The organism is Christensenella minuta (assembly GCF_003628755.1).
GTDB classification, from domain to species: Bacteria; Bacillota; Clostridia; order Christensenellales; family Christensenellaceae; genus Christensenella; species Christensenella minuta.
Genome location: NZ_CP029256.1, coordinates 2,331,329 through 2,351,950 on the forward strand (window position 1 = coordinate 2,331,329; position 20,622 = coordinate 2,351,950).

21 protein-coding genes are annotated in these 20,622 nt (G+C 54.0%); 9 read left to right on the forward strand and 12 right to left on the reverse strand.

From position 1 onward, the window contains the following. Positions 1-16: 16 nt before the first annotated feature. The 4 genes from B1H56_RS11125 to B1H56_RS11140 form a co-directional block, all read right to left on the reverse strand. On the reverse strand, positions 17-418 hold the full coding sequence (locus B1H56_RS11125) for a hypothetical protein (protein ID WP_066519740.1): 402 nt from the start codon (positions 416-418) through the stop codon (positions 17-19). A gap of 12 nt (positions 419-430) precedes the next feature. Then, complete coding sequence (locus B1H56_RS11130; RefSeq protein WP_066519743.1) at positions 431-619, reverse strand: hypothetical protein; 189 nt, start codon at positions 617-619, stop codon at positions 431-433. Between the two features lie 71 nt (positions 620-690). Then, entirely contained in the window at positions 691-1,092 is a 402-nt protein-coding gene (locus B1H56_RS11135; protein WP_082771109.1) for a DUF302 domain-containing protein, read from the reverse strand. A 71-nt stretch (positions 1,093-1,163) separates the two neighbouring features. Beyond that, on the reverse strand, positions 1,164-2,624 hold the full coding sequence (locus B1H56_RS11140) for a sugar ABC transporter ATP-binding protein (RefSeq protein ID WP_066519746.1): 1,461 nt from the start codon (positions 2,622-2,624) through the stop codon (positions 1,164-1,166). A gap of 228 nt (positions 2,625-2,852) precedes the next feature. Here B1H56_RS11140 and B1H56_RS11145 point away from each other — a divergent pair, with 228 nt between their 5' ends. Next, on the forward strand, positions 2,853-3,668 hold the full coding sequence (locus tag B1H56_RS11145; RefSeq protein WP_066519748.1) for an AraC family transcriptional regulator: 816 nt from the start codon (positions 2,853-2,855) through the stop codon (positions 3,666-3,668). A 41-nt stretch (positions 3,669-3,709) separates the two neighbouring features. Here B1H56_RS11145 and B1H56_RS11150 read toward each other — a convergent pair whose 3' ends face one another. Then, positions 3,710-4,120, reverse strand: coding sequence for a MarR family winged helix-turn-helix transcriptional regulator (locus B1H56_RS11150; protein ID WP_066519750.1), 411 nt, complete (start codon positions 4,118-4,120; stop codon positions 3,710-3,712). A 228-nt stretch (positions 4,121-4,348) separates the two neighbouring features. On the opposite strand from B1H56_RS11150, the gene B1H56_RS11155 reads away from it, so the two are divergent. After that, entirely contained in the window at positions 4,349-5,764 is a 1,416-nt protein-coding gene (locus B1H56_RS11155) for an MATE family efflux transporter (RefSeq protein ID WP_066519752.1), read from the forward strand. 114 nt (positions 5,765-5,878) lie between these two features. On the opposite strand, the gene B1H56_RS11160 is transcribed toward B1H56_RS11155, so the two are convergent. From B1H56_RS11160 to dnaA, 7 genes are all read right to left on the reverse strand, one after another. Further along, positions 5,879-6,430, reverse strand: coding sequence for a sugar O-acetyltransferase (locus tag B1H56_RS11160; RefSeq protein ID WP_066520055.1), 552 nt, complete (start codon positions 6,428-6,430; stop codon positions 5,879-5,881). Positions 6,431-6,741: 311 nt separating this feature from the next. Next, the gene (gene gyrA, locus B1H56_RS11165; RefSeq protein ID WP_258106328.1) at positions 6,742-9,225 is read right to left on the reverse strand and encodes a DNA gyrase subunit A; all 2,484 of its coding nucleotides are present in this window, start codon (positions 9,223-9,225) and stop codon (positions 6,742-6,744) included. A 235-nt stretch (positions 9,226-9,460) separates the two neighbouring features. Beyond that, positions 9,461-11,383, reverse strand: a complete 1,923-nt coding sequence (gyrB, locus tag B1H56_RS11170; RefSeq protein WP_066519754.1) for a DNA topoisomerase (ATP-hydrolyzing) subunit B — start codon at positions 11,381-11,383, stop codon at positions 9,461-9,463. Positions 11,384-11,404: 21 nt separating this feature from the next. Then, positions 11,405-11,674 (reverse strand): extracellular matrix regulator RemB, encoded by a 270-nt coding sequence (gene remB, locus B1H56_RS11175; RefSeq protein WP_066519755.1) that lies wholly within the window; start codon positions 11,672-11,674, stop codon positions 11,405-11,407. 229 nt (positions 11,675-11,903) lie between these two features. Next, the gene (recF, locus tag B1H56_RS11180; protein WP_066519756.1) at positions 11,904-12,983 is read right to left on the reverse strand and encodes a DNA replication/repair protein RecF; all 1,080 of its coding nucleotides are present in this window, start codon (positions 12,981-12,983) and stop codon (positions 11,904-11,906) included. Between the two features lie 273 nt (positions 12,984-13,256). Continuing rightward, entirely contained in the window at positions 13,257-14,357 is a 1,101-nt protein-coding gene (gene dnaN, locus B1H56_RS11190; RefSeq protein ID WP_066519760.1) for a DNA polymerase III subunit beta, read from the reverse strand. Between the two features lie 223 nt (positions 14,358-14,580). Then, complete coding sequence (dnaA, locus tag B1H56_RS11195) at positions 14,581-15,981, reverse strand: chromosomal replication initiator protein DnaA (protein ID WP_066519761.1); 1,401 nt, start codon at positions 15,979-15,981, stop codon at positions 14,581-14,583. Between the two features lie 187 nt (positions 15,982-16,168). On the opposite strand from dnaA, the gene B1H56_RS11200 reads away from it, so the two are divergent. The 7 genes from B1H56_RS11200 to mnmE all read left to right on the forward strand — a co-directional run bounded on the left by B1H56_RS11200 (position 16,169) and on the right by mnmE (position 20,618). Further along, positions 16,169-16,450: a hypothetical protein gene (locus B1H56_RS11200; RefSeq protein WP_066519763.1), complete on the forward strand. Its 282-nt coding sequence runs from the start codon at positions 16,169-16,171 to the stop codon at positions 16,448-16,450. Between the two features lie 19 nt (positions 16,451-16,469). Then, positions 16,470-16,604, forward strand: coding sequence for a 50S ribosomal protein L34 (rpmH, locus tag B1H56_RS11205; protein WP_066519766.1), 135 nt, complete (start codon positions 16,470-16,472; stop codon positions 16,602-16,604). A gap of 12 nt (positions 16,605-16,616) precedes the next feature. Then, positions 16,617-16,946, forward strand: a complete 330-nt coding sequence (gene rnpA, locus B1H56_RS11210) for a ribonuclease P protein component (protein WP_162938999.1) — start codon at positions 16,617-16,619, stop codon at positions 16,944-16,946. 46 nt (positions 16,947-16,992) lie between these two features. Continuing rightward, a complete protein-coding gene (gene yidD, locus B1H56_RS11215; RefSeq protein ID WP_066519774.1) occupies positions 16,993-17,202 on the forward strand; it encodes a membrane protein insertion efficiency factor YidD in 210 nt (69 codons plus the stop codon). A gap of 261 nt (positions 17,203-17,463) precedes the next feature. Beyond that, on the forward strand, positions 17,464-18,465 hold the full coding sequence (locus tag B1H56_RS11220; RefSeq protein WP_066519776.1) for a YidC/Oxa1 family membrane protein insertase: 1,002 nt from the start codon (positions 17,464-17,466) through the stop codon (positions 18,463-18,465). A gap of 17 nt (positions 18,466-18,482) precedes the next feature. Next, positions 18,483-19,118: an RNA-binding cell elongation regulator Jag/EloR gene (jag, locus tag B1H56_RS11225; RefSeq protein WP_066519779.1), complete on the forward strand. Its 636-nt coding sequence runs from the start codon at positions 18,483-18,485 to the stop codon at positions 19,116-19,118. Positions 19,119-19,262: 144 nt separating this feature from the next. Then, positions 19,263-20,618 carry a tRNA uridine-5-carboxymethylaminomethyl(34) synthesis GTPase MnmE gene (gene mnmE / locus B1H56_RS11230; RefSeq protein ID WP_066519780.1) on the forward strand — a complete coding sequence of 452 codons (1,356 nt, stop codon included), beginning with the start codon at positions 19,263-19,265 and terminating at the stop codon, positions 20,616-20,618. The last annotated feature ends 4 nt before the right edge of the window (positions 20,619-20,622 follow it).

A 20,622-nucleotide genomic window follows, 5' to 3' on the forward strand; every position in this document is an offset into this window, starting at 1 on the left:
ACCGGCTGGCTTTATCTTAACGGCCTTTCCTTTGCGCCACAAGAAACAAGCTTGTTCCCCTGTCTTCCAATTCTTGCGGTGGCCGGGGCCGCGAAAAAAGCACAAAAAAAGGCGGTGTAAAAGGCTTTTTCTCCTGGCTGGAGGCTCCTTTTGCACCGCCGGGGCAATATCTCTTTCTTGCGCCCGCCCGCAAAAATGTGTAGGTTTTATAACTGATTTTTGTTTCGCTTGCCAGCCTGTCTTTCGCCGTTGTCTTCTTCTTATAAGCCACAGTAAAATGAGCGCTGTTTTTTGATAGCAAGCTATAACAGAGGCGAGTCGTTTTTATTTTGTAAGGCTGCGGGTCTTCAGAACCGGCCGGAACCTGGCGCGGCGGCTTCTCCGCTGTTTCGGCGTTGGCGCGGCAGCTCTTTTTCACATAAAAAAAGGATCACTTGCGCGATCCTTTTTTCGTGCTTTTTTTGCCGTCCTTTTCATTCCCATCCCACTGCGAATAGCAGATAGCGGCGCGCTGTTTACGGTCCGGAAATTTATCCGCGTCCTCTTTTGTCACCTTGGCGATACAGCGCGAAATAAAGGGCTGCTTTTCCTCGTTTTTCTTTGGTTTTGGCAGCGGCATCTTTGCTCATCTCCCGTCTTTCCTCCCCGTTCCCTTTTAATACCCGCGCGGGTATGCCAAAAACATGAAAATCAGGCGGCGCTTTTTGCCAGGTCTTCCAGAAGCTCCTGCATTTTTTCAATGACCGGATCGAGCGCGAGGCCGTAGGCCTCGGCAATGTATGACATACGCGGAAACGCGAGCCACACTTTGCCCTTTTCATCCTCCCACACAGAGATGCGCAGGGGAAGCTCGATGGAAACGCTTTGGTTTTTCTGCATCAGCCTCGTGCCCGCCTCGGGCGAACCGAATACCAGCACCTCGGTGGGCCGCAGGAGCAATCCCGCTTCCTCGGCGTTCCTTTCATGGTCGAATCTCGCAAATATGGGGATGTTCCGTTTTTCCAGTTCCCGTTCTACGCGGGCTACCGTTTCCCTCGAATCAAACGCGCTCTGGTAAATGCACAGCCGCCCGTTCTTTTTTGTTTCCGTCATGGCTTCGTTCTCCGTTTTTTCTTTCTTACCCTATTGATAACACGGAAAGCGCTTCCGGAAACATCGCGCGGCTACATATATTCCGTAAGCCGCGGCAGCTCTTCCTCGGGAAGCTCTGCGACCAGCCGTCCGTTCCTCATCACGAGAGCCCTGTCGCACAGGCCGGCGATCTCGTCCATATCCGAGGAAACGAGGATGATGCCCTTGCCGTCCGCGGCAAGCTCGTTCATCACAATATAAATCTCGCTGCGCGAGACGATGTCGATTCCTTTGGTCGGCTCGTCGAGGAGCAGGATGCTCGCGTTGGAAATAAGCGACCGCCCTACCATCACCTTCTGCTGGTTGCCCCCGCTCAGGAAGCGTATTTCCTGGTGGAGGCTGTCCATTTTGAGATTCAGCTCGATGGACTGGTCCACAACCTCCTCCATCTCCTGCCGGAGGTCGAGAAAGATTCCCCTGCGGATATCCTCGAGTGCGGAAATGGTAAGGTTGGCCGCGACCCCCATGTCAAGGAACAGTCCCGCGTCCATACGGTTTTCGTTTACATACCCGAAGCCGTGGTTCACCGCGTCCGTCGCATTTTTTAGCTCAAGCTCCTCCCCGCGCAGCTTGAGGCGGCCGGAATCCATCTCGAATTCACCGAAAATGGTCTTGATGAGCGCCGTGCGCCCGGAACCGGTTAGCCCCGTGATGCCAAGGATCTCGCCCGCGTACAGCCGCAGGCTGATATCGTGCAGTACGGAACCCATGCTGAGATGGCTGGTCTCGAGCAGTATTTTATCCTGCCGTGCCGCCTTCGGCGGATACAGCCGCAGGGATTCGTTGCCTGAAATAAGGTAGCTGAGCCGCCCCGCGGACAGGCCCTTCGTGCTGCATACCGCCACGTTTTTGCCGTCGCGCAGCGCCGTCACCCGGTCGCACAGCGAAAGCACCTCGCCGATGTTGTGCGTGATATAGATTATGGACCTTCCCTGCGCGCGCATCTCCTTCATAAAGCGCACGAATATCTCCTTTTCCGCGGCCGCGAGGTTTATCATCGGCTCGTCCATGATAAACACCCGGGCGTCTGAAAGGTAGGCCCGGGCGGTGGAGACCATATACCGTTCGCTGGTGCTGAGGTCCCGCACCTTCCTTGCTGCGTCGAGCGCATATCCCATTTTTTCAAACTGGGCGCGCGCATCGGCATACATTTTTTTATAGTGAATGAGCCCGCCCCGTTTCTGCATATCGTTGAGGAAGATATTTTCCGCGACCGTGAGGTCGGGGAGCAGGTTGGTGGCCTGGTACACCGTGAAAATCCCCTCCGCAAGGGCTTCGCGCGGGCTTTTAAACTGCACCTGCCGTCCGCCGAAGGTAATGGTGCCGCTGTCGGCGGGGAACACGCCCGAAAGGATGTTGATGAGCGTGGATTTTCCCGCGCCGTTGAGGCCCACGAGCGCGTGGATTTCCGCGTCGGCAAGCTCGAACGCCACATTTTTCAGAACCGGGTTGCCGACGAACGATTTGTTGATGTTGTTCATGGTGAGCAGCATTTTTGATCTCCCCTTTACACGCCGCGTTTTTAATACATTGCCGCGCCTGTTTGGTCTATACTATAATCATATTCTCCCACGGTCAAGTCTAGCGGGATACCGTATTTCCAGATATGAACAAACTTGTGGAATCAATGCACGATTATTGCGCATTTCCTCCCAGTTGTTGTTTTTCATTGTTTTCACATGCTAAATTAGGGATGGTGTAGCAAACAAGAGGTGCAAATAATGAATTTAAGCCATCCGGTTTTGGTAAGGCCGCCTCAGATACTCTCAAACCAGGTCACCCTGAAAAACAATTTCGATATAGAACGCAAGGACCTCACGGAAACGGAGATTGTTTTAGTGCAGCAAGGGAATGTCAACGCATGGTTTGACGGTATTTCCTATTCCCTTGGGAGCGGCGATATCGTTTTAATCCCCGGGCTTTCGTACCGGCTGTCTTCCCTTGGCGAAAATCCGTGTACGCTGATTACGCTTTATTTGTCATCCTTCCAATACGCCGGCCAGGAGGAGGGCCGCCTGCCCTACGCCCTGCGCGAGACGCTCCTCCCGTGCAGCAATTCAACCGTGCCCATGACGGGGATCATTACGCAGGTGCACGGCGAATTGTCGGAAAAGCGCCCGGATTACAGGATCGCAGCCGGAAAGCTCACGGAATACCTGCTTATCCTCCTGCAGCGCAAGCTGATGGACAACGACGTAAGCGCCGAACCTGCGTCGCTCCTTTCAGGGATCAAGGAATATATCGAAAACAACTATGAGAAAAACATCACGCTTTCCAGCCTTTCGGACGTTTTTTTTGTCAGCCCGTTCCATATCGCGCACCTGTTCAAGGAAAAATACGATATTTCACCGATCCAATATCTAATCAAGACGCGCATCAAGATCGCTGCCGAACTGCTCGTGCAGACGAGCTATACCGTGTTCGAGATTTCAAACCTCGTCGGCTATCCGAACGCCAATTATTTCAATATTATTTTCAAGCGTTTCACGGGCATGAGCCCCGGTAAATACCGCAAAAAGATGCAGCGGAAGCTGTAGCGTCCGCGCCGGACGGCGCCGCCGCTCCAAAAACCGGCCCGTCACTCCATATCCTCAAGCAGCTTCTCAAGCAGCATATCCAGCATCTTTTTCTCTCCGGCGGAAAGGTTCCGCGTCATGCGGGCCTCCCAGTCCGCCTCAACCGCGCGGATCGTTTGGTAAGCCTGCTTTGTCTTTTCTGTGGGATAAAGACCGTATTGCCGCCTGTCCTTTTTGGAAAGGACGCGAGTAATATAGCCGTCCTTTTCGAACCTGCGGACCGCGCGCGCCACCGCGCCCTTGTTGATCCACAGCTCCTCTGAGAGCTGTTCCTGAGACATCCCCTCGTGGTCGCAGATACACATCAGGTATACAAGCTGTCCACGGGTAAGCCCGAGGTCCTTCAGCTTCCTGTCCAGGTCGATCCCCGACCTGCGCGACAGGATCGAGAGCTTTTTCGCGAGTTCGCGCATATCCCTTCCCCCTTTAAGGCAAACGTCCGCTGCACACGGTCCGGCCGCGCGCAGACCGCGTGCCGGTGCTTTCCATTTTAAGCGCCCCGGGCCGCGCTGTCAAATGTCCGAAAAATACTTGACTTGGTTTTTTTTTCGCATTATAATAGTTGCACAGGCAACTAATGGGTTGCCTCTTATTCTGTATTGAAGGTTGCCCGGGCAACCATAAAAGGAGTTTGGAGAATTATGGAAACAGCATCGGAAACAAAGCTTTTGGGTACTGCGCCAATCGGCAGGCTGGTGATGAAATACGCCGTCCCCAGCGTTATTTCGCTTTTGGTGAACGCGCTCTATAACATCGTGGACCAGATCTTTATCGGGCAGGGCGTGGGATATCTCGGCAATGCCGCAACCAACGTGATCTTCCCGCTGACCGTGATTGTAATCGCCTTTTCGCTGCTCGTCGGCGACGGCGCGGCGGCCTACCTCTCCCTCAAGCTCGGCGAGGGCCGCAAGGACCAGGCGCAAAGGGGCGTTGGCAACGCGGTAACGCTGCTTGTCATCTTCGGCGCGGCGTTCCTGCTGCTCGGTATCTTTTTCCTCGAGCCGCTTGCGCACCTGTTCGGCGCGACGGAAAATTCGCTGCCCTATGCGCTTGATTACGGAAGAATTATCATCCTCGGATTTCCCTTCGTGGTAATCGGCACGGGCCTCAATTCGTGCATACGCGCCGAGGGAAGCCCCAAGGTGGCCATGATCTCGATGATCGCCGGAGCGGTCGTGAATACCATCCTTGATCCGGTTTTTATTTTTGCCTGCGGCTGGGGCGTGGAGGGCGCGGCGCTCGCGACGATCCTCGGCCAGGTTCTTACCTTCCTAATCAGCGCGCTTTACCTGCGTAAGCCAAAGGTCCTACAGGTTTCCCGAAGAGATATGAAGCTGTCTTTTCGCACGGCAAAAACGGTGATGGGGTACGGCGTCTCCAGCTTCATCACGCAGATCGCCATCACGGTCTCCATCCTCGTTTCCAACAACATGATCGTGCAATACGGCGCGGCGTCCGTTTACGGTCCCGATATCCCGCTCGCCGCATTCGGCATCGTGATGAAGGTCTACCAGATATTGCTTGCCTTTATGATCGGCTTCGGTATCGGCGCGCAGCCAATCGTCGGCTTTAACTACGGGGCGCGCAATTTCCTGCGGGTGAAAAAGGCGTACCTGCTTGCCGTCCTTTGTGCGACTGCAGTCGCCGCCGTGGGCTTCGTAATGTTCCAGTTTTTCCCGCAGGGCATCATCAACCTGTTCGGTTCCGAGGACGCCCTGTATAACGAATTCGCGCAGAAGAGCTTCCGCATCTTCCTGATGCTGTGCATCCTCGCCGGCTTCCAGACCGTGACAGGCATCTTCTTCCAGTCTATCGGCAAACCGGTAAAGGCAGCGGTCGTCACCCTGTCGCGCCAAATCCTCGTGCTCGTCCCCGCGACCCTGATCCTGCCCATCTTTATCGGCCTCGACGGCGTTTTGTGGGCGGGGCCGGTCGCGGACGCAATTTCCTTCCTGATCGCCCTCGTCCTCGCGCTTCTCGAGCTGAAGCACCTTACCAGCCAGCACGCGCGCGAGCAGGAGGCGGCGCTTTGCGCGGAGCAAGGGCAAGCCTTCTAGCGGCGTTTCGTCCGGATATTCGCCGCAGCTGAAGACCGCGCGGTTCTTTTCGTGCGGCGCGGACCAATTAAAAAGCCATACGTCCTTGGGGACGTATGGCTTTTTGGGCCTCTTTTATACTTTTTTCAACACCCGGCACGGGTTCCCCACGGCGACGCAGTTCGCTGGGATATCCTTTGTGACGACGCTGCCCGCGCCGATCGTCGTATTTTCGCCGATGGTCACGCCCGGGCAGACGGTCACGCCCGCGCCCAGCCACACGTTCGCCCCGATGGTCACGGGCTTGCCGCATTCAAGCCCCATAAGCCTTATCTTCGGATCGGTCGGATGCGTCGCGGCAATGATCTGCACATTCGGCCCCAGCAGCACATTATCCCCGAGGCGCACATCGCACACGTCGAGTATATTCACACCGTAATTGATGAACACGTTTTCCCCGAAGTAGGTATGGCAGCCATAGTCGAAGCGAATGGGCTGCTTTACCGTGACCTGCTTTCCCTCCACGTTTACCAGCTCGCGGATCACACGGTCCATTTCCGCGTCGTCCATCGGGTCGATGTCGTTATATTCCCGGCACAGGCGAAGCGCCCTCCTGTGCTCCGCCACCAGCTCCGGATCGGACGTCCGGTACAGCTCGCCCCGGAGCATTTTTTCTTTTTCCGTCATATCTGTTTCCTTTCCGCCTGAAAGCCCACTCCGCACATAGCCGGCCTCTTTCCGCCGTTTTATTATATCATACGGCCGGCCGGCTTTGAAAGCGGTTTTACTCTTTTCCACGCTTTAGGCATATCCACCTTTCCGTCTGCGTTTGCACGCCGCCGGGCATGAAAAAGACCCGTAGCATTGCTTCCGGGTCTTTGCGTAAGCTGCTGTTTACTTGTTTTCCAAGGTATAGGCCGTTCCGCATTTTTTGCACCGGATATAGACCCTTGTATTATCCTCAGGAAGGTAGTCTATGATGAATTCGATTCGGCCGCTTATTCCCCCTGCGGGGCGCAGCCGCAGCCTTCCGGCTCCGCGCTTTCGTCCTCCTCGGATTCCACGATCTTCGCCACGCATACGACTTTCGTATCCTCGTCCACACGCATCACGCGCACACCCTGCGTCGAGCGCCCGATGAGCGATATCTCGTCCACGCTCATGCGGATCACCACGCCCGCGTCGTTGATGAGCATGATGTCCTCCGTACCGTCTACGATAAGCAGCCCGCACATCTTGCCCGTCTTTTCCGTGATATTCATGGATTTAAGGCCAATGCCGCCGCGCGTCTGCAGGCGGTATTCCGCCGCGTTTGTGCGCTTGCCATAGCCCTTCTCCGTAATTACAAGCACCTGCCGGTCTCTTTCGCAGATGCACGCGGATACCACTTCATCGCCGGGGCGCAGCTTGATGGCGCGCACCCCCGTCGAGACACGGCCCATCGGCCGCACGTCCCCTTCGCGGAAGATGATGGACATACCGTCCCGCGTTCCGACAATAATATCCTTTTCGCCATCCGTCTCCATAACCGAAATCAGCTCGTCGTCCTCCCGCAGGTTCACGGCCCGAAGGCCGTTCTGCCGGATGTTGGAATATTCGCTGAACGGCGTCTTCTTTATGATCCCGCCGCGCGTTACGATCACAAGGTTGGAATTCTTTCCCGCCTCCGATGATTCGATCGGGAATACCGCCGATACCTTTTCGTCCGGGTCAAGGCTTAACATGTTCACGATGGCCGTACCCTTTGCCGTCCTGCCCGCCTCCGGTATCTGATAGCATTTTTTCATATAAACCTTGCCCTTGTTGGTGAAGAAGAGCAGCTGGTTGTGCGTGCACGTAATGAATACCTGCTCCGCAAAGTCTTCCTCGCGCGTTGACATCGCCGTCACGCCCTTGCCTCCGCGTTTCTGCGCGCGGTAGGTTTCGAGGCTGATGCGCTTGACATACCCGTAATGCGTGAGCGTCACCACCATATCCTCGCGGGCAATGAGCTCGTCGATATCGATATCGTCCTCGTCGAAGGTAATTTCCGTGCGGCGGGCGTCCGAGAACTTCCCGCGGATCTCCATCAGGTCCGCCTTGATAATATCGATGACCATCTGTGGCGTGGAAAGCACGGAATTATAATAAGCGATGCGTTCCTGCACTTCCTTGTACTCCGCTTCGATCTTATCGCGTTCAAGGCCGGTCAGTCTCTGCAGGCGCATATCGAGGATGGCCTGCGCCTGTATTTCCGTGAGGCCGAAGCGCCCTATAAGGGCCGCGCGCGCGGAAGCCGCGTCTGCCGAGCTCCGGATCAGGTTTACGATTTCGTCGATGTTGTCGAGCGCGATAATCAAGCCTTCCAGAATATGGGCGCGCTTCTTCGCCTTTTCCAGCTCGAATTTCGTGCGGCGCACAATCACGTCCTTCTGGTGCTCCACATAATACTCGAGGACCTGCTTTAAATTCAGTACGCGCGGCTCACCGTCCACAAGGGCCAGCATAATAACGCCGAACGTGTCCTGCATTTGCGTATGTTTGTAAAGGTGGTTCAACACCACGTTGGCATTGGCATTGCGCTTTAATTCGATCACAATGCGCATGCCGGATTTGTCCGACTCGTCGCGCAGGTCGGAAATGCCGTCGATGCGCTTGTCGCGCACGAGCTCCGCAATTTTTTCCACCAGTGTTGCTTTATTGACCTGGTACGGTATCTCCGTGACGATAATACGCTCGCGGTCTTCCCCGTGCTTTTCGATCTCTGTTTTCGCGCGTACGCGGATACGCCCGCGTCCCGTTTTATATGCCTCGCGGATTCCCGAAACGCCCATAATAATGCCGCCCGTCGGGAAGTCCGGCCCGGGAATGATATCGATCAGCTCTTCAATCGAAATATCCGGATTGTCCATCAGCGCGATGGTCGCGTCGATCGCCTCGCCCATATTGTGCGGGGGGATGTTCGTCGCCATACCCACGGCGATCCCGCCCGTGCCGTTCACCAAGAGGTTGGGGAAGCGCGCGGGAAGCACGGCAGGCTGCTCCAGCGTTTCATCAAAGTTCGGGTAGAAATCCACCGTGTCCTTATCGATATCGCGCAAAAGCTCGAGCGTTAATTTCGACATCCTCGACTCCGTGTAACGCATAGCGGCCGCGCCGTCGCCGTCCACCGAGCCAAAGTTTCCGTGACCGTCCACCAGCGGATAACGGATGGAGAAGTCCTGCGCAAGGCGGACCATCGCGTCGTATACGGCTGAGTCGCCGTGCGGGTGGTATTTACCGAGAACGTCACCCACCAGGCGCGCGCTTTTGCGGTACGGCTTGTCCGGATACATATTGAGCTCGCTCATCGAATATAAAATACGCCTGTGCACAGGCTTGAGGCCGTCGCGCACATCCGGCAGCGCACGGTTAATGATGACCGCCATCGCATATGCGATAAACGATTTCTGCATTTCCTTGTTGAGGTCAACTGGTACGATGCTGTTTATGGGTGTTTCCACTATTTTTACCTCTATCTTTTATCCTGATTCTTTTTTCTTTTAAAAAAGAAAAAAGCTAAAAAAGAAATCTGTTTCAGTTCCTGTCCGCTCCGCACCTCATAGGCCGTTTCCCGGCCCGCTTGCTGCGGTCCGGGGCCGGTTCTCCCCCCTCTATTTCCAAATCCGGAACCCCGCAAAGCTTCGCGGGGTGAACCGCCGCCAGGCGGCGGAGGGAAGCGCCCTAGGCACGCTTAGGCTATATGTCGAGGTTCGCGACTAGTTTCGCATTCTCTTCGATGAACTCCTTACGCGGTTCCACACTGTCGCCCATCAGCACGGAGAAGGTTTCCTCCACCTCGATGGCGTTATCCATATCCACCTGCAAAAGCGTACGCGTTTCCGGATCCATCGTCGTCTCCCAAAGCTGTTCGGGATTCATTTCCCCAAGACCCTTATAGCGCTGGATCGCCGCGCCGTCGCCCACTTCCTTCAGGTATTCCTGAAGCGCTTCGTCCGTATACAGGTATTTATCTTCCGTCCCCTTTTTGCTCACCTTATAAAGCGGCGGCTGCGCGATATACACATATCCGTTCTCGATCAGCGGCCTCATATAGCGGTAGAAGAACGTCAGCAGCAAAATCCTGATATGGCTTCCATCCACGTCGGCGTCCGTCATGCAGATAATTTTGTGGTACCGCAGCTTCTCTACGTCGAAATCCTCGCTCATGCCCGCGCCGAACGCCGTAATCATGGCTTTGATCTCCGCATTTGCCAGCGCGCGGTCGTGGCGCGCCTTTTCCACATTCAGTATTTTCCCGCGCAGCGGCAGGATCGCCTGGAAACGCCTGTCGCGTCCCTGCTTCGCGCTGCCGCCGGCGCTGTCTCCCTCAACGATGAATATCTCGCATTTGCTCGCGTCTTTTTCCGAGCAGTCCGCCAGCTTGCCGGGCAGCGACGCGGATTCAAGCGCCGTTTTCCGGCGGGTCAGCTCCCTCGCCTTTTTCGCCGCCTCGCGCGCCCGCTTTGCCGTCAGGCATTTATCCACAATGATCTTTGCGGTCGCCGGATTTTCCTCAAGGAAGGTATTCAGTCCCTCCGCGACGGTGCTGTCCGTAAGGGCCCGCATCTCGCTGTTCCCAAGCTTGGTCTTGGTCTGCCCTTCAAACTGCGGTTCCGTGAGCTTGACGCTGATAATGGCCGTCAGCCCCTCGCGGATATCCTCGCCCGAAAGGGAAGGCTCATTTTCCTTTACCAGCTTCATGCGCTTCGCGTAATCGTTCACCACGCGGGTCAGCGCGTTTTTAAAGCCGGAAAGATGCGTGCCTCCTTCGTGCGTGGAGATATTATTCGCAAACGAGAAAATATTTTCCGCATATCCCTCGTTATACTGCATGGCCACCTCTACCATTGACGTGCCCTTTTCCGCACAGAAATATACCGGCTCGGGGAAGAGCGGGTTTTTATTTTTATTGAGGTACTGCACGAAGGACTTGATGCCGCCTTCGTAGCAATACACATGCTTTACGGGTTTTTCCCCGCGCAGGTCCTCGAGCGTGATGGAAATGCCTTTGTTGAGGAAGGCCATCTCCCGCAGGCGGACACGCAGCGTATCATAAACAAAGTTTACATCCTCAAAAATTTCAGGATCCGGCCAGAAGCGGATTTCCGTGCCCGTTTCCTCTTCCGGGCAGGTATCCACGACCTCGAGGTCCGTCACGCGGTCCCCGCGCGAAAATTCCTGCCTGTGCACCTTGCCTTCGCGGCGCACCGTTGCCACCAGCTTTTGGGAAAGCGCGTTAACGACGGAAACGCCCACGCCGTGCAGGCCGCCCGAAACCTTGTAGCCGTCGCCGCCGAACTTACCGCCCGCGTGCAGCATAGTGAGCGCCACTTCAAGCGTGGAAACACCCGCCTGCGGATGCAGTCCTACCGGGATGCCGCGGCCGTTGTCGCGCACATAAACGCTGCCGTCTTCCTCGATTCCCACGTAAATATCCGTGCAGAAGCCGGCCATCGCTTCATCGATGGAGTTATCCACAATTTCATACACCAGATGGTGCAGCCCGCGCAGGTCTGTAGACCCGATGTACATACCCGGCCGTTTACGGACCGGCTCCAGCCCTTCGAGAATCTGTATCTGGCTTTCGTCGTAATGTTCGTTTTGGTTGCTCAAATTCATCCCTCTTTTTTCTGTCCAAACTTATCCCTGCGGGTCTTGCCGCAGAAAAGCGTCCCCATCCCCGTTGCTCCGCCGCAGCAGTGTGCGCGGCGAAATCGGCGACAGATACGCTTTTTTCGTTCCATATTCTTCCGTGACAACCACGGCCCGGGGCTCCCCGGAAAGCGCCGTCGTTTCAAGGCCCTTTAAAAAGAGGCTCGTATCTTTGTTGCGCGCGGCCTCTTCATAATCCAGTATCACCAGGATTTCTTTTGTTTTTACGAAGTAATCGCCGCCCAGATGTAAAATCATAAAACACCTCTTCAAAATCTCTCTTTATTATACCACAAAACGGCTCGTTTTTAAAGGTATTTTTCGTTTTTTCCGCGATTCTGCAGGCGGGTTAATGGGGGGAATGGGAAGAGCTGTTAAAAACGGTTTCAGGGCGCGTGAGCATATTAAAAAGCGAAAGTAATAGAAAAATATCTTTTTTGCCGCAAAAATTCAGCCTGTCTCTGGCCGGTTCCCCGATTCGCGTTGTTCAGCCCGGCTGCCTCTCCCGCACGGTTCCGTTTTCAACATAAAAAAGATGGGCGCGCGCAAGGAGCTTAGCGTCCGCGTCGTCCGCGGTGGTAATGAAGGTCTGTATCCCTTTCAGGGTCCTTAAAAGATTTTTTTTGCGCGTCTGGTCAAGCTCGGAAAACACATCGTCCAGCAGCAGGACCGGCGTATGGCCCGTGCTTTCCTCGAGTATCTTAAGACACGCCGTTTTGACCGCGAGCATCAGTGTGCGCAGCTGCCCCTGCGAAGCAAACACGCGGATATCTTTTCCGTTGAGCAGTATCTCGAGGTCATCCCTGTGCGGGCCGGCGGTGCAACTGCCCTCGAAAAGTTCCCTTTCGCGCAGTTTTTTCAGCGTTTCCGCGATCCCCGTTTCCGGGACCGTCTCCTTATAGACGATGGATATTTCTTCCGTACCGCCGGAAATAGCGCGGTGCGTTTCCCGCACATATTCCCCCAGCTTATTCACATAAGATTTCCTGTTTTTAAGGATTATGCGGATATAGCCCGCAAGCTGTGCGTTGTACGCGTCGATCACAGCGCCCGTATCCCTGTTTTCCCGCCGCCGCAGCGCCGCGTTTTTCTGGGCGATGATCTTCGTATAGTTTTTCAGCGCGTCCACATAAGAAGGCCTGATCTTTGAAATTTCCCCGTCCAAAAAACCGCGCCGCAGGGAAGGCGCCTCTTTGGCCATTTTCATATCCTCCGGGGAAAAGACCACCACAAAAAGGTTCCCCAGCAGCTCTTTCAGGTTTTTGGCGGGAATCCCGTCTATTTTCAGGCTTTTTTTTCTGTCCCGGCCGATCAGTACCTCGACGGAGCGGTCCATGCTTTCCACATATTCCGCAAAGAGGTACGCTCCCTCCTTGCCCTCCATCACTGTCTTGCTGTCCGCGTTCACGCGAAAAGATTTTCCATTCCCGCAGATATGGATGGCCTCAAGTATATTCGTCTTCCCCTGCGCATTCCTGCCGTAAAGCACATTCACCCCAGGATAAAAAGAATGATTCAATTGTTCGTAATTCCTGAAATGGATCAGCTTCAGCCTTGTCAGATACATAGGGATCCTTTCAAAAAAAGCGCCGTCAAAGGCGCTTTTAGCTCATTCTTTTGCCTTAATACGGAACACATCAAACCCTGTCCTCCCGCCTTCATAAAACACAAAGCCTTCCTGTCCCGGGCCTCCGGCATATTGCCGGGGGCCGTATTACCGGTGTCCTGCTTCGTGGTTCCATTATCCGGCAGGCCGCTGATGAAAGCCGTTCCTAGCCTTTTTTCTCCCATCCCCTACAAAAAACGGACAGGCCAAAAAAGATGCGGCTGAACTCCCTTTTTATTCCTCCCTCAGCTGCACGGGCAGGATCAGGTATTCGTACGCATCCGAATTTTCCTGTTTGACCACACACGGACTGACCCCTGTGTTGTACTGCATCAGTACTTCGGATTCCTCCACATTTTTCAGCACATCCAGCACATATTTCGCATTAAACGCGATTTTAAGGTCCTTTCCCTCCGTCAATACGGGAATCTGTTCGTCGATGTTGCCCATTTCGGAATTAGATGTGATCTCGAGGTTTTTTTCGCTGATTTCAAACTTGACCACGTTATTGTTTCCCTCGCGCGCAAGGATGGACGCGCGCTCGAGGCTGTCCTTCAGCATATTCGTTTCCACCTTCACGCTGGTCGCGCAGTCCGCGGGCAGGAGGTTCCTGTAATTAATATATTCCCCTTCGAGCAGCCTGGTATAGATTTCCGTATTTCCCGCTTCAAAAAGCGCCATATTGCCACTGATGGAAATTTTGACGTTTTCCTCCGTCTCCGATATGATCCGGGAAACCTCCCGCAGGGTACGGGCGGGAATCACGCACTTTTTACTGATATCCGAAATAGCGGGCTGTTTCCTTACGGCCATACGGTAGCCGTCGAGGGCCACGATCGTAAGGCTGTCTTTTTCAATATCGAACAGCAGGCCCGTAAGAATCGGCTTATCCTCGTTGACCGCCGCCGCGAACAAAGTCTGGTTAATCATGGTGCGAAGCGCGCACTGCGGAAGCTTGATCTGTTCCTTGTTCTCGAGCTCCGGAAAAACGGGAAACTCGTCCGCGTTCATCTGCTGGAGCACTACCTTGGAATTGAGGCAGCTGATCTCCACGGAATTTTCCCCTACGCTCCTGAAGGTTACGTCGCTTTCCGGGAACCGGCCGATGATCTCATAAAGAAGCTTCGCGGGAATCGCCGCGTCTCCCGTCTTTTCGATCTGGGCGTTCATCTCTGTTTTGATGGAAAGCGCGATATCCGTCGCGCGCAGGGTAATGACGTCCTCTGCGCAGGAAAACAGGATGCATTCCAGTATGGTTTTCTGCATTTTAGAAGCCGCACGGTTTACGGTTCCGATGGCTGTGAGTAAATCTTCTTTCGCACAAGTAAATTGCATGTCGTATTCCTCCATGTTTTTATTCTAATAGATAGGCAGTAATGGCTGTATTAGGGGCTGTGGATTCTGTGGAAAACCCCTTTTTTTATAGGAGCAAAGCCATTTTTTTATTTTTGTCCGGGCGGATAACCGTTGCGTAAAAAAGGAAAAACGGTTGACGGGCTGTGGCCTTTTTGTGCACGGATAAAAAACGCCCGTTTCTGCCTGTTTTTTTATCCACAGGTTATCCCTTGATTTTTGCCTCGATATCCTCCACCACTTTTTTCAGCTCGGGATCGTCCTTCATCTGCTTCTTGATCTTTTCCTCCGCATGCATGATGGTGGAATGGTCCCGGTCAAAGAATTCCGCTATTTTGGAATAAGAGCTGTCAGTCAGGTCGCGCAACACAAACATGGATATCTGCCGGGGAAATACATATTCCCGGTTCCGCTTCTGGCCGCGGATATCTTCTTCACGGATATCGAAATATTCGCATACCACGTCGACTACGCCCTTTGGCGTGATGGCCCGTACAGAGGGGGAAGCAAAGAAATCTTCCAAAGCCTTCTGCGCGACGGAAGCGTCGATCTCCCCGGAGGGGAGGGACTCCTTGTGCAGCTCCGCATACATAATGACCTTTTGCAGCGCGCCTTCGAGCGTACGGATATTTGAATTTTTCTGTTGTGCTATATAATGTAAGGCGTCGTCCCGGATGGGCAGGGCGGACGGATTTACCGACCGAAGCGCCTGTACCTTTTTCAGCAGGATGGCGACCCTCGTTTCGTAGTCCGGCATCTTGATGTCGGCAATGAGGCCCCATTCAAACCGGCAGCGCATCCGCTCTTCCAGCTTTTCCATCTCCTTTGGAGGGCGGTCCGAGGAAATGACGATCTGCTTGTTCATATCGCGCAGCGCGTTGAACGTATGGAAAAACTCGTCCTGCGCCACGTCCTTGCCTGCGATAAACTGAATATCGTCGATCAGCAGGACGTCGATATTGCGGTATTTCCTGCGGAACTGTTCGCGCAGGTCGATATTCGCACGGTTGTTCGTCAGCTGGATCATGCGGATCAGCTCGTTCATAAAGGTTTCGCTCGTCACATAGACAATCTCCGCCCCGGGATTGTCCTGCAAAATATGGTTGCCCACCGCGTGCATCAGGTGCGTCTTCCCGAGGCCCACGCCGCCGTACAAAAACAGCGGGTTGTAGGCGCGGCCGGGCGCCTGCGCGACAGCGAGCGCCGCGGCGTTGGCAAATTTATTAGCTTCTCCCACCACAAAGGTGTCGAACGTGTAGTTTGGGTTCAGGTTTGTTTTTTGTTCGCGGGCCGGCTGCGGCTCCGCCTTTTTTTCGTTAATATTCAGCTTCGAGGAATCCTGGGGAGTGATAAACTCCGGACGGATGTCCGCGCCCGGGACGCCGTAAAGCTCCTCATAGGCAAGCTGCATCGTAAGGCGGATTTTTTCCGCATATTTTTCTTCCATCAAGCTTTTGTGCATAGGGCTGGAGACCTCAAAATAATAAGTCCCGTCTTCCTCGTGCACAGGCTTGAGTTCCTTGATCCATACATTAAACTGAAACATAGGAAGGTCCTCTTCCAGATAATTCAGCGTTTTTTCCCATAAAACATTAAAGACGCTCATGTACTGCTTAACCCCGGCTCCGTATTTGATCGATTGTGGATAACTTTTTACACAAGCAGGATGCCTGCCTAGAAACCTTTTTGAAAAACAAGTCCGAAATTATCCACAAAGTTATCCACAATAAGCGCGAAAATGTGCATAAAATAAGGCTTTCCGCGAGGTTTATTATACCACAGGAGGCGCTAAAATGGTAGATGAAAAAAAGGTTTTTTGTTTTTGGGAGAGCTTCAAAAAAATAAAAATACTAGATATAGTTGCCAAATTGTGGAAAAAAGGGAAGGAGCGGGAGAGACACCCCAATATCTATGGACGAAAAGGAAAGGAAATCCGCTCTGAAAGCTGTCTGCGGGCGGTATTTACCTTGACACTTGACAGTAAAAATTATATAATAATAATCGTCTTTTTATCGGAAAAAATGTGGAGGCTCCAGGTAAAAAACGATGGAGCGGCCGCACTATATTATATGTAGAAAATGGAGAGATGTAGCTATGAAAATGACGTATCAACCAAAAAAACAGAAGCGCAGCCGCGTTCACGGCTTTATGAAGAGAATGAAAACGAAAGCCGGCAGGAACGTTCTTAGGAGAAGGCGGGCAAAAGGCAGGAAAGTGCTGTCCGCGTAAGCAAAGTTGGACGTGCGCACGTTAAAAAAGAACAAAGAGTTTAACTTTGTTTACAGGCGGGGAAAACCCGCGGGGTCCCGCGATATGACGCTCGTTGCCGCGAAAAGCAGGTATGGCGGCATTCGCGTAGGCTTTTCCGTCAGTAAAAAGGTCGGAAACAGCGTGGTAAGAAACCGTGTCCGGCGGCGTATGAAAGAAGCATACCGTACGATCCTGCCGGAGTTAAGCGGAAACCACAGCCTTGTTTTCGTAGCAAGGGCAAGCATCACGAGCGCGGAATTCAGCGACATCTGCACGCAGATGCGCAGGCTGCTCGAGCGTGCGGGAATACTTTCAAGATGACCCGGGCGGCCGGGCCTTCCAGAGGCAATCTGTGGGAGGAAACAAAATGAAAAAAGTGATATTGGCGATGATCCGCTTCTATCAGAAAGCGGTCTCGCCGTATACGAGGCCCTGCTGCAGGTTCACGCCAACCTGTTCGCAGTATGCCGTCGAAGCAGTGACGAAATACGGAGCGCTGAAGGGTACGTTTTTGGCGGTTAAGCGTATTTTGCGCTGCAATCCGTTTTTCAAGGGCGGATACGACCCGGTGCCGTAAGCATGGAAGGCGCCTTCTCCGGCCTTTTAAAGAAGAGGGGGGCACGGGCGTTTTATGTGCAGGGTGCGGCGGCAGGGATAAGCGGCCTTATTTAAAAAAGCAAGCAGGAAGCCCGGCGGCCCGCAGGGATTGAACCGGGAACCCTTCAAAACCAAAGAGGCGCGCGTTTTGCGGGGAAGAGGAGGAAGCGGCAGCGGTATTTCCGGCACAGAACGGGGATGCGCAAAAGAGCCGTGTTCCGACTACGGGAGGATGTAAATTTTGGATTTTCTATACAATAACTTTTTATCGGATTTCTTTGTAATCTGCATGAAGGGAATGCACAATATTTTTGCGGATTATGCGCTGGGCATCGTTGTCCTTACGATTCTGATCCGCCTGTGCCTGCTGCCGCTTGACTTAAAGCAGCGCGGAAACCAGGTAAAGATGGCGGCGCTGGGGCCGGAAATCCAGTCCCTGCAAAAACGTTATGCGAATAATCCGGGGCAGATGCAAAAAAAACAGCAGGAGTTGTACCGTAAAATGCACATCCATCCGATGCTCGGATGCCTGCCCATGCTGATCCAGTTGCCGATCCTGTTCGCGTTCTTCGGCGCGATGCGGGTCATCGCCAGCGAACAGACGATCGCTTTGATGCTCGATGCGGCGCAGAACGGCGCGCAAAGCGTACAGCTTACCCCGTTCTTCTGGGTACACAACCTCTGGCAGCCGGATTCGTTCATTGGCGGAAACGCGAGCATCCTGCCGTCGGCGGAAAGTTTCCTTTCCTATGTGCAATCGAACCAGACGTTTATCCAGCCGCAGACGCTTGCGCTGCTGCACAGCCAGGGCCTGCTCGACTTTTCGACGGGCGTGATGCAGGTGCCGGCCGATACGTATAATGCGCTTACGACGGAGATACTCAAAGCAAACGGCTATTGGAACACCGTGACGAATTCCGTGACGAATATGAACGGATACCTGATCCTCCCGGCGCTTGCCGGCGTGGCCTTGTTCCTGCAGCAGAAGTTTAACCCCGCGGCCGCGCAGAACGCGATGACTTCAGCGACGGCCCAAACGAAGGAGCAGCAGGAAGCGCAGGGCTGCACCAACAAGATGATGATGTGGATGATGCCGATTTTTTCGGTGTTTATCTGCGCCACATCCAATACGGCATTTGCGCTTTACTGGTTTGTATCGAGCCTGTACGCATTCAGCCAGATGAAGGTTGTTGATCTGGTGAAAAAGGCAAAGGCGAAAAAACAGGAAGTTTCTGTTTCTTAAAGCAGGAGGAAATAAAAGTGGATTTTGTGGAAGCAAAGGGGAAGACCGTTGACGAGGCGATCTTTAAAGGCCTTGAGCAAATGGGGCTTTCGCTTGACGAAGTAGAGATTGAGATTGTGCATGAAGGCGGAAAAGGAATTTTCGGGCTTGGAAAAAACGCCGTCGTACACCTGGCCAAAAAGCAGCCCGTGCAGGCGGAAAAAGGCGCGCCCGAAGCATTTTTGAGCGGGCTGTTCGAGCGTATGGGAGTTGAAGCGGAATGCGCGGCCGTTGAAGAAGACGAAAAGGCGCTTAAAATCGAAATTACGGGTAAGGATACGGCAGTGCTGATCGGCCGGCGCGGCGATACGCTGGACGCCCTGCAATATCTTACGGGACTGGCGGTAAACAAAGGCCGCGAGGATTATAAGAAGATCATGCTGGACGCGGAGAATTACCGCGAAAAGCGTGAACGGACATTGGAAAAGCTGGCAAAGCGGCTGGCAAATACGGTTGCGAAGACCGGCAAGCCGATTACGCTTGAGCCGATGAATCCGTACGAGCGCAGGATCCTGCATGCAACGCTGCAAAACCATCCGCGCGTGGAAACGGTTTCCGAAGGAGAAGAGCCGTACCGCCGCGTGGTCATCAGGAGAAAGCGGCGCGAATCATAGGCGTGGAGAAAAAACAAAAACACCCGGTGGGAAACCCGTCGGGTTTTTTTGAACTCCGCCGCGTGGCCGGGGGGCCGGATATTTACGGGCGCGGACGGCTTCCCTGCCGCAGAAAGCGGCGCCAGGACCGACAGGAGAGAAGAAATGACGAATGACACGATCGCCGCGATCGCTACGCCGCCGGGAACGGGGGGCGTGGCGGTGATCCGCATCAGCGGGCCGGACGCGGAGGCTGTTTTGAAAAAAGTGTTTCCCCGTGCTTCGTTTACGCATGGACAAATGGTTTATGGGAGCGTCAGGAGGAACGGAGAGCTGCTCGATACGGTGATGGCGGTGCTGTTTTATGCGCCCAAATCTTATACAGGAGAGCAAACGGCGGAGCTACACTGCCACGGAAGCGCGGTGGGTGTGCGGCGGGTGCTCGGCTATGTGCTGGAGTGCGGCGCGCGTCCGGCGGAGCCGGGAGAGTTCACGCGGCGGGCGTTCCTGAACGGAAAGATGGACCTTTCGCAGGCCGAGGCGGTGTGCGATTTTATTTCTGCATCCTCGCAGGCGGGAGCAAAAGCGTCGCTTGGGCAGCTTGCAGGCAAATTGAAAGAGCGGGTGCTCTCCTATCAGGACCGGCTCACGGACGCGCTTGCGCGGGTGGAAGCCGTAGTGGAATATCCGGAAGAGAATCTGGAGGAAGAGGTTTCGGAAGAACTGCTTCCCGTGTTGAAAGAACTGCAGAAGGGGCTTCTCGGGCTGGCGGACACCTACCGTGCCGGACGGATCGCAAAGGAAGGCCTGCGGGTCGCGATCGCGGGAAAACCGAATGTGGGGAAATCCTCCCTTCTAAATGCGCTTGCGGGTATGGACCGGGCGATCGTGGCGGATGTTCCGGGCACAACGAGGGACACCATCGAGCAGGGCGTAGATATTGGCGGAATCATGATCTATTTAACGGATACGGCTGGAATCAGGAGTACAAGCGACGAAATTGAGGCGCAGGGCGTAAAAAGATCGGAAAACGCGATAAACGAGAGCAAGTTGGCAATTTTTATGCTCGACGGAAGCGGCAAAATTACGGAAGAAGATCATTTGGCCATGAGAACGCTTAAAAAAAGCAAAGCCGACCTTCTGGTCGTTTTGAACAAATTAGATGCACGTGAGAGGCTCTCAGAAAAGGACGTAAAAAAGGAATTTGGCGTATTGCCGCTGCGTATTTCAGCAAAAACCGGAGCAGGGATCGATGAATTGAAACAAAAGCTGCTTAAGTACGCGGAGCAGGATAAAACAGCGGGTGAGCTTTTGATTACGAACGAGCGTCACGTATTTGCGCTCCGCCGCGCGGCCGGGGAAATCGGCGAAGCAATGGAAGCGATGGAACAGGGAATCGATATGGACTGCGTGACCATTGACCTCAATGCGGCATGGGCAAGCCTTGGAGAGATTACGGGAAAAACGGTAAGCGAGGAAATCATCGACAGGATTTTTACAAAGTTCTGTTTGGGAAAATGACCTC